Origin of the sequence: Geodermatophilus sp. CPCC 205506 (assembly GCF_051383635.1) — a bacterium.
Classification (GTDB): Bacteria; Actinomycetota; Actinomycetes; order Mycobacteriales; family Geodermatophilaceae; genus Geodermatophilus.
The window spans coordinates 192,544-201,266 of sequence record NZ_JALPKP010000002.1; the positions used below are offsets into that span (position 1 = coordinate 192,544).

At 71.4% G+C, this 8,723-nt stretch carries 10 protein-coding genes; 3 read left to right on the forward strand and 7 right to left on the reverse strand.

Annotated elements, in window-relative coordinates; translation table 11 throughout:
• Nucleotides 1–317: 317 nt before the first annotated feature.
• Both MY520_RS02265 and MY520_RS02270 read right to left on the reverse strand, forming a co-directional pair.
• Nucleotides 318–617 carry a hypothetical protein gene (locus MY520_RS02265; protein ID WP_436689661.1) on the reverse strand — a complete coding sequence of 100 codons (300 nt, stop codon included), beginning with the start codon at nucleotides 615–617 and terminating at the stop codon, nucleotides 318–320.
• Nucleotides 614–1,381 (reverse strand): ParA family protein, encoded by a 768-nt coding sequence (locus MY520_RS02270; RefSeq protein ID WP_436689662.1) that lies wholly within the window; start codon nucleotides 1,379–1,381, stop codon nucleotides 614–616. The genes MY520_RS02265 and MY520_RS02270 overlap by 4 nt, the downstream gene beginning before the upstream one ends.
• A gap of 239 nt (nucleotides 1,382–1,620) precedes the next feature.
• Here MY520_RS02270 and MY520_RS02275 point away from each other — a divergent pair, with 239 nt between their 5' ends.
• Nucleotides 1,621–3,285 carry a DUF4407 domain-containing protein gene (locus MY520_RS02275; RefSeq protein ID WP_436689664.1) on the forward strand — a complete coding sequence of 555 codons (1,665 nt, stop codon included), beginning with the start codon at nucleotides 1,621–1,623 and terminating at the stop codon, nucleotides 3,283–3,285.
• Between the two features lie 191 nt (nucleotides 3,286–3,476).
• Here the strand turns inward: MY520_RS02275 and MY520_RS02280 are convergent, their stop codons facing one another.
• Together MY520_RS02280 and MY520_RS02285 are read right to left on the reverse strand one after the other, a co-directional pair.
• Complete coding sequence (locus tag MY520_RS02280) at nucleotides 3,477–3,809, reverse strand: hypothetical protein (RefSeq protein ID WP_436689666.1); 333 nt, start codon at nucleotides 3,807–3,809, stop codon at nucleotides 3,477–3,479.
• Between the two features lie 388 nt (nucleotides 3,810–4,197).
• Complete coding sequence (locus tag MY520_RS02285) at nucleotides 4,198–4,503, reverse strand: hypothetical protein (RefSeq protein WP_436689668.1); 306 nt, start codon at nucleotides 4,501–4,503, stop codon at nucleotides 4,198–4,200.
• 58 nt (nucleotides 4,504–4,561) lie between these two features.
• Here MY520_RS02285 and MY520_RS02290 point away from each other — a divergent pair, with 58 nt between their 5' ends.
• Nucleotides 4,562–4,720, forward strand: coding sequence for a hypothetical protein (locus tag MY520_RS02290; RefSeq protein WP_436689670.1), 159 nt, complete (start codon nucleotides 4,562–4,564; stop codon nucleotides 4,718–4,720).
• A gap of 416 nt (nucleotides 4,721–5,136) precedes the next feature.
• Nucleotides 5,137–6,114, forward strand: coding sequence for an MBL fold metallo-hydrolase (locus tag MY520_RS02295; RefSeq protein ID WP_436689671.1), 978 nt, complete (start codon nucleotides 5,137–5,139; stop codon nucleotides 6,112–6,114).
• Nucleotides 6,115–6,273: 159 nt separating this feature from the next.
• Here MY520_RS02295 and MY520_RS02300 read toward each other — a convergent pair whose 3' ends face one another.
• The 3 genes from MY520_RS02300 to MY520_RS02310 form a co-directional block, all read right to left on the reverse strand.
• Entirely contained in the window at nucleotides 6,274–7,536 is a 1,263-nt protein-coding gene (locus MY520_RS02300) for a multidrug effflux MFS transporter (protein ID WP_436689673.1), read from the reverse strand.
• A 107-nt stretch (nucleotides 7,537–7,643) separates the two neighbouring features.
• Complete coding sequence (gene cofC / locus MY520_RS02305) at nucleotides 7,644–8,513, reverse strand: 2-phospho-L-lactate guanylyltransferase (protein WP_436689675.1); 870 nt, start codon at nucleotides 8,511–8,513, stop codon at nucleotides 7,644–7,646.
• 26 nt (nucleotides 8,514–8,539) lie between these two features.
• The coding region (locus MY520_RS02310; protein ID WP_436689677.1) for a hypothetical protein at nucleotides 8,540–8,723 on the reverse strand (184 nt) is incomplete at its 5' end.

Below are 8,723 nucleotides of genomic sequence, written 5' to 3' on the forward strand. Positions count from 1 at the left end.
GGCACCGTGGCCGCGCGCGCACCTACCGGGCGGTCCGCGGAGGGCTGACTCGCTACATCCGCACACGACTGTCGTGAGGTGAGGGCTGACCTGCCCGATCCGGTCGAGGAGCGAACCAGAGGGGGAGAAGCCGTTCATCCAGGGATTGACCTGTCGGTGATCCCAGCCCGAGGGCGGATCGTCAGAGTCCGGTGTCGGACACCCCGTGGTGGTAGCCCGATGGCCGGTCCTGGAAGCGGGCCGTCCGCATCTCCGCGTGCGCCCGCACTCGATCGGTCGCCCTGCCATGTCGGCCGGCGAGCCGGTGCGGGAGCCGGTCAGCGGACGAGGCCCGTCAGGGAGATCCGCACCGGCCCCGCGCTGACCACGACGCCACCGCGCAGACGCCGGACACCGGGCGCCGACCACTGCCAGAGCGTCACTCGCACCTCCAGCGTCGGCCTCGGCGTCGGCGTCTGCACCCAGGCCGTGCCGCGTCGCTCCTCCGGCGGCGGAGCTGCGCGTTGCACCGGATGCGGAACGGGCATCGGCGCAGCCCGGCGCAGGTCGTCGAGCAGGTCGTCCTTCAGGGCACCGGGGCGCTTGGCCCGTGGACGGACCTTGTCGGCAGTCGTCATCGCTGGACCCTCTCGGCGGCGGTCAGGGCCTCGTCGGCGAGCGCGAGGTACGCGGTCGCCACCGGGCTCGTGGGGTGGGAGAGCACGACAGGACGCTTGGCCAGCGTGCTGGTCGGTACGCGACGGGACAGCGGCACGCGCGTCCGGAGCAGGGGGAGGTCCGTGCCGTCGAGCGCACCGGCGACCTCACGCGCCGCGCGACCGTGCTGGTCCCAGACCGCACACGCGACCCCGACGAGCACGGCCGAGGTGTTCTCATACGTGCGCTGCTGCTCCAGGAAGGCCGCGACGCGTGCGACGCCGACCGCCGACCCGGGATCGCTGGTGAAGACCGTGAGGACAGCGTCGACCGCGCAGACGGCGGCGAGGGTGAGGCCACCGAGGTCCCCGCGGGTGTCGAGGACGACGTGCTCGTACTCGCCCATCAGTGGTCGCAGCACCCGCCGCACGCTCGTCACCAGCCCGCCGGTCGTGGCCAGGTGGGTGGCCGCCGTGTCCAGCGACGGGTGGGACGGCAACAGGTCCAGCCCCGGCGTGACGTCGTGCCGGACCACGGCGCGCGCATCGGCAGAGGGGTCCTCGAGGAGTGCGGCCAAACTGTCGTCGCCGGACTTGGCAACGACCCCGAAGGCTCGACCCAGGCTGTCCTGGGGGTCGACGTCCACGGCGAGCACCCTGCCGCGTCGGGCGAGGGCGACGGCCAGGTTCGCGGCCACCGCCGTCTTGCCCACACCGCCTTTGGAGGAACAGACAGCCAATCGCATGGGCGAAAGTGTGCGGACTGCTCGCGGCCACGGGCGGGTGCCGGGCCGCCGTCGGGGTGGTCGTTGCCCCAGCCGACGCACTGTGCTCGATGTCACCACCAGCGGGTGCCCGGCGCGGGGTTGTCGAGTGCTCACAGCCGGGATCGCCCCAGGCGCGATCACGTTCCCCGCACTGCCCGCCGATGAGGCAGGGGAGGCGACGGCCGACCCTCGACCTCCGTCGCCCGGGGAGCGCAGCGATGACTGTTCCAGTCCGGCGGATCGGCAACGCACTGGCCGTGCTCGCCGGCGCCCACCCGGATGTCCTGGAGGCGGCGCCTCGCGCCCGTGCGCGGTTCGTCGCGCTGGGCGGCGTCCTCCTGAGCACCGGCGCCCTCGCCGTCCTGTCGGCGTCGTTCGCGGTGCACATGGCGCTGGGCGCCTCGTGGCCGGTGGCGTTGCTCATCGGGCTGGGCTGGGGTGCGGTGATCGTCAACCTCGACCGCATGCTGCTGGTGGGGATGTCGCACGACCCGTCGCTCCGGCGGAACGTCGTCCTGGCGGTGCCGAGGATCGGGCTCGCGCTGGTGCTCGGCGCGGTCATCGCGACGCCGTTGACCCTGCGGGTGTTCGGCCCCGAGATCGACACGGAGGTCGTGTCGATCCAGGCCGAGGCGGCAGATGCCTACAAGACCGGCCTCGAGTCCGACGCCCGGTTCCGGCAGATCCCTGCACTGCGGGAGCGGATCGCCGCCCACCAGGCGGTCGTCGCCAGCGGCGGGCACGCGGACCCGGCGTTGGAGCCGGTGAACGACCGGCTGGCGACCGAGCAGGCCGCCTACGACACGGCGGTCAACGGCTACCAGCAGCTGGCGGCGAAGGCGCAGTGCGAGATGGACGGTACGTGCGGCACGGGGGACGCCGGGGATGGTGGGGCCTACCAGAGCGCCAAGGCGGCGGCCGAGGCGCAGGCCGCGGTGGTCACCGCCGCGAAGGCCCGTCTCGACGCCGCGGTGACCGCCGCCGAGGGTGCCTGGGCTCGCAGCGCCACACAGGCACAGGCCGGCCTCGCCGCCGACGAGGCCACGATCGCCGGCCTCACCGCGGAGCAGGACCGCCTGCAGGCCGCGTTCGAGGCCACGAACGACAACGCTGACGGCATCCTGATCCGGCTGCAGGCGCTGAGCCGCCTGAGTGACCGCGACAGCACGCTGCAGATGGCACACCTGATGCTCTCGTTGCTCTTCGTCTGCATCGAGCTGCTGCCGGTGCTGATGAAGGTGCTGCTGAACTTCGCCCCTCCGAGTGCCTACGACCAGGTCACCGCGCTGCGCGACCACGACGACGTCGAGGCCATGCGGCTGCAGCAGAAGGTGCGGCTGGGGGTGGAGCAGGCGCAGGCGGAGCTGCTCCTCATGGCCGAGTCCGAACGGGTGGAGACAAGGAGACAGGGCATCCTCGCGCGGCAGCACGCCGCCGAGGCGGCGAAGGCGGCCGAGGAGCGCGAGGCGGCCGAGGCGACCGAGGCGCGGCGGGTGGAGCGCCAGAAGCAGGTGATCCTCGCCCGGCAGGAGGCGGCGGAGGCGCGGCGCGCGGCCGAGGCGCGGGACGCGGCCGAGGCGCGCAAGGCCGTCGAGGCGCGGCGGGCAGCCGAGGCGCGCAAGGCGGCCGAGGCTCGCAGGGCGGCCGAGGCGCGGGAGGCGGCGGAGGCCCGGCGGGCAGCCGAGGCGCTGGAGGCGGCGAGGGCGGAGCTGGAGGCCGCGAGGCTCGAGCTGGAGCAGCAGGCGGCGAGGGACGCCGCGGCCGAGGAGAGCGCACGCTGGCCGTGGGACATGGGCCCGTTCGGCTTCGCCCGCGACGCCGCCGTGCGGACTGTCCGGACGGTCACCCGTCGAACCTCCAACCGGGTCCCGACGTCGGTCTGACGCCGGTCGGGCGCCGTGAACCTCGACGGCGCCCCTCGTGCCCAGGAGTCGGCGGCCGAGTCGGTCACGTCGACGGAGGCGGCCCCGCGGTCACCGACCGCGGGGCCGCCGCGTCCGAGCGGGGCAGCTAGCGCGCGGCGAGACTCCAGCAGCGCCCGGTTGATGCCGACGCGCTCTCCCCGCCGCGCAGATCAGAGCTGCAGGATCGCTGCAGCGATCAGGTAGGCCGCGGCTGCGCCCTCCGGGTCGTGCAGATCTCCAGGAGTTCCTGACGTCGCTCGGGACCGTGCGCGCACCGCGGCGCCGGGATCTGCAGCAACGAGATCGACGCACAGACCGGCAACCACGGCTGCGGCGTCGAGACCGTCGAGACCGTCGAGCGCGAGGCCGTTGTGGAGCAGAGTCGCCACCTCGAGGAACACCTCACGAGCTGTCGCGAGATCCACCTCGGGACCTGCCTGGGCGACTGCATCGGCGGTTGCCAGGAACTGATCGAACGGTGGACCCGCGGTGTTGGGCGGCATACCGAAAGCCTCGCAGCGCACTCCGGCCCGGAAAAGCTGCTATCAGGTCCGCCGGAGCGGCGCGCACCGACGCGGGGGGTGACCTTCCCGATCATGGCTCGGCCTGACGACGGTCGAGACCAGGCTGGGACGAGAGAGATTCGCAGCCAGCCGGCCGGTCAGCAAGGAGCACCATCGGGTGCAACCGGTTCGACTACCGGCGGCCCGAGAGCGACCCCACGGGACGCGGCGATCCCCGACGGCGTGGCCATCGTCGGGCCCGACGGGGTGCACACCCGCCCCGCTGCCGGCTGGGTGCTCACCGTCGGCCGGCGCCCTGTGCAGCGGCGCCACGGGGCGTTGCTCATGCGGTCAGCGGCATCGCGGCCGAGGGCCGGCATGACGTGGCTCAGGTGTCTGTGGTCGTGCGCATCTGTGCGTGGCCCAGGACCTCTATGACGACGCGGGGATGGACGCCGTCGGACCCGACTTCCACTCGATCGGTTGGGTTCGCCTGCGCGAAGACCAGGTCGTTGTCCTCCCAAGTGGGACCGGCGGCGATGCGCTTCTGCCGTTGGGCGGCTCGGTGGGCGCAGAGGGCCTCGACGAGTCGCCCGGGTAGCGCCAGGGTGCGCCGGCTGCGCTCGGCCTTCGGCTCCTCGTAGAGGAGGCCCCGTCCTCCGACGCGGTGCAGGCCGCGACGAACGGTCAGCACGCCCTTCTCGAGGTCGGCGTCTGCTTGAGCTGCTCCGCCCCGATGCCCCGATGTCGGCGTGGCGCGCGAGGACACTGGACCGCAGCAAGAGTTGACAGGGGCGCCGCAGAAGATCGATGGACGTGCCGCGTCCGCATCGTCGAAATACGACAGCGAATCGGCGTCGATGGTTTGGCAACTCGGCATCCGGCAGCTGGACGAAGTCCATCGGCGTTGAGCGCCAATCGTGGCGTGACTCCCCCCGCCGCGTCGACGCCGGAACAGCATTGCCCAATGCGGCGTACCACTTCGCCGGGCGGTGCCCTGATTCGCCGCCATCCCGGCCACGGGTCACTGTCGCAGCCACGGAGCCTGTAACTTGTGTTCCCCTGGGGCGCAAATCACCGTTTCGTCGTCATGGAAATCGATCGGTGCAGCGAGGAGAGGGCCCATGTGTGATGTCGTGGGGCGGGCCGTGGAGATGTCGACCTCTCGCCGGAACCTGTTCAAGTCGGCGGCGCGCTCGCGGCCGGCGCCGTCTTCTACGGCGGGCTCACCGCCGGTTCCACTGCCGGAGCCCGCCTGCCCCACCAGGAGGGAGCCGAGGGCCGCCGGACGCGACTCGTCCTGCTCGGCACCGCCGGGGGACCCACCGTGTACGCCGACCGCTACGGCGTCTCCTCCGCCGTCGTCGTCGAGGACGCGGTGTACCTCGTCGACCTCGGGCACGGTTCCCAGACCCGCTTCGTGCAGGCCGGGATCGGCTCAGCGAGTCTCTCCAACCGGCCGATGGAGGGGTTGGCCGGGGTCTTTCTCACCCACCTGCACTCCGACCACATCGCCGAGTACGCGGCGCTGCAGCTCACCGGCATGTGGAACGGGCTGGACGATCCCGCGAGGCCGGTGCACATCCACGGCCCGGGCGATCGAGGTGGCTTGCCACCGGTCTTCGGCGCCCGCCCCGAGGCACCGGTGCTCCCCGGGCCCGGCGAGTCCCCCACCCCGGGCACGGTGGAGATGACCGAGCACCTCCACCGTGCGTTCGCCACCGACCTCAACGACCGGATCCGCAGCAGCGGGGCCACCGACCCGGCCGGCATCCTGATCACCCACGACATCGCCCTACCGGCCGGCACGCCCATCCCACATGACACCAACCCGATGCCGCCAGTGGCTCCGTTCCCGGTGTTCGAGGACGACCGAGTCAGGGTGACGGCGACCCTGGTCAACCACGCTCCAGTGTTCCCCAGTTTCGGGTTCCGGTTCGACACCGAGGACGGTTCCATCACGTTCTCCGGCGACACCGCGCCCAGCGACAACCTGGTCGAGCTTGCGCGCGACACCGACTACCTGGTGCACGAGGTCATCGACGAGGCCTGGGTCGAGAGCCGCTTCCCGGAGCCGCACACGCCAGCCATCGAGGCCCTCATCGATCATCTGTTGGGCTCCCACACCACGATCGAGGACGTCGGCCCGGTCGCCGACCGGGTGAACGCGGGCACTCTGGTCCTGAACCACCTGGTGCCTGGGGACAACCCTGAAAGCCGCTGGCTCGAGGCCCATCAGACGTCGTCCCGACCGGTTGTCGTCGGCCGCGACCTCATGCAGTTCGGCATGGGACCTCGTCGCTAGGCCACGGCTGTGAGCGCCGGAGCCGGCGGGTGGGGGAGTAGCACCCGCGGCTACTCGCTGGCTCCGCGACAGGTCGTGCCTCATGGCTTGAGTTCGAGAACCGACTGCAGTACGTGCTGAGCACCTCGCCGGCTGCCTCCCGCAGTGCCGCCGCGCCTCTCACTCTGTGCAGGCTGCGGCGACGGTGCCGAGGATGGCGAGGGACGTGATGACCACCGCCATGGAAAACACCGTGGCGGGCGTCCCCAGGCCGGTCAGTGGGGCCCCTATGCCGGCGAGGGCGAACTGCCCGACGCCCACGAGGGCTGAGGCGGTGCCGGCCATTCGTGCGCTTTCGGCCATTGCCAGCGCCGTCGCGTTGGGCAGCACCAGCCCGGTGGCCGAGACGAGGATGAACAGAGCAGGCAGCACTACCAGTAGCCCCGCGCCGATCGGCGTGGTGATCAGGAGGGCCGCCCCGGCCAGCGCCTGCAGCGTGAGGCCGGCGAGCAGCAGACTGCGGGGGCCGGTCCGCTGCACGAGCAGCCGAGACGCCTGACCGCCCAGGACCAGCCCGACGGCGTTGATGGCGAACGCTGCGCTGAATTGCTGTGCCGACAGACCATAGCCGACCTGAAGCACGAATGAGGAGCTCGAGATGTAGGTGAACAGTGCTCCGAAACCCAGCCCCTGGGCGAGCACGGCGGCTAGGAAAGCCCGCCGGCCGATGAGCTCTCGCGCGTTGGCCAGGGTCGTCCGCAGCCCGCCTCTGACTCGGAGCTCGAACGGCAATGTCTCCGGCAGGCGGCGAGCCACGGCGAGGAGGATCAGGAGCCCGACACCGCCGAGGAACACGAACAGTCCGCGCCAGTCTGTCAGCCGCAGCAGCTGCCCGCCGAGGATCGGTGCCAGCACCGGAGCGACTCCGGCGATGGAGGCGAGGACGGCGAACATCCGCGCCGCTTCCGTCCCCTCATAGCGGTCGCGGACCACGGCCCGGGCGAGGACGATCCCTGCCGCTCCACTCAAGCCCTGAAGCAGGCGGATTGCCACCAGAAGCTGCACGGTGGGCGACAGAGCGCACAGCAACGAGGCGAGCGTCCACGCGCCAACCCCGAACAGCACCGGTCCGCGGCGGCCGAACCGGTCCGACAGCGGGCCGGCGATCAGCTGGCCGGCCGCGAGACCGATCACCACCGCGGACAGGGTCAGCTGCACCGCCGACTGGCCTGTGGCCAACTCCGCTTGCACCAACGGTAGCGCCGGAAGGTACAGATCCATCGACAGCGGTCCGAACGCCGATAGGGCGCCCAGAAGGGCGATCAGGCCTCGACCGCGGAGGCCCCCGGCTCTCCGCTCGTCTCGCCGTGCGCACGCCCTGTCGCGACGTCGGTGCTGGCGACCGCGCAGTCCTGCGATGAGTCGCCCGATGCCGATGGTCATGTGCCTGCACAAGCCGGCGTATGAGCCCGGCCGGGCTCCCCCTGGGATGGACTGGGACGAGAAGTGGATTGGGTGGCTCGGCTGTCGGACAGCGGGACTCCCCCTCCTCAAACGGGATCAGTCGATGCCCGGCCCGATGAGGACGCAGGGCTCCTCACCTGCCACTCGAGCTCGTGGTCCTCTCGCCACACAGGTGACCTGCCTGAGGACGAAGCTCGAGCGTTCGTCGACGAGAGAGCTGACGGCCTCGGCGCGTCATCGGGCCGCCCCTGGTTGATTGCCCGATGCGCTTCGTCGAGTTCAGCAGTGGACGCGGTTGAACTGAGGCTGCTCCGAAACTGCCCCGGTAGCTTCGCTGAATCGCGCGGAGTCGCGGTCATGAACGCCGCCGTGACCGCAGTCGTGTGAACGCCCAGGCCGAGTGCCCGGACCGTCGACAGATCATCCATGGTGTCGATGTCCTGACGGAGGCCGGTGAGCGCCGGCAGAAGCAACTCCTGCGCGCCTGTGTGACGGTGGGCAGCTCGCGACCGCTCGCCGTAACGCGGCCGGAACCCGACAACGGAGGTCGCCGTGAACAGGGTCGTGCCGTCCCCTCGAGCATCGGGTACGAACATGTTCGGCGTATCCCCGGCAATGTCGAGGGCGTGCTGCAGTTCAGCCGGCTGCAGCGCCGGGAGATCTCCCGGCAAGGCTGCGATCCGATTGCTCCGAGCGGATCCGCTCGACTCGACTCCACGGCGTAGCGCGTCGTTGAGGGAATCCGTAGGAAGGTCGGCGACGAACCGCGTCCGCTCGGAGTGGAGGAGCTCCGGCCAGCGGCTGTCCCTCGTGACGATCACCAGCTCGTCGACCTCCGGACAGGCGAGGACGGCATCCCGAACATCGCGGGCCATGGCGACCACCAGCCTTCTCCGGAGAAGCGGACGCAGCCCCGCCAGCCGTGATTTGGCAATGTCCAGGCGCTTCAGCGGCACGATGACCGACCACCTGCGGCTCGGTATCACAGAACCCTGACCGAGAGGGTGAGTCGGCGCCGGCCCTCGTCGGTGCGGGCGGTGGCCATCCGCTCGGCGGTGGGGGTGCCGTACTCGGTGGTGCGCTGGCGGGCGGGGCGGCCGATCGCGGCGGCGATCGCCTCGAGGTCGGCGATGGTCTTCAGCGAGCCGTTCTCGCTGCCGGCCATC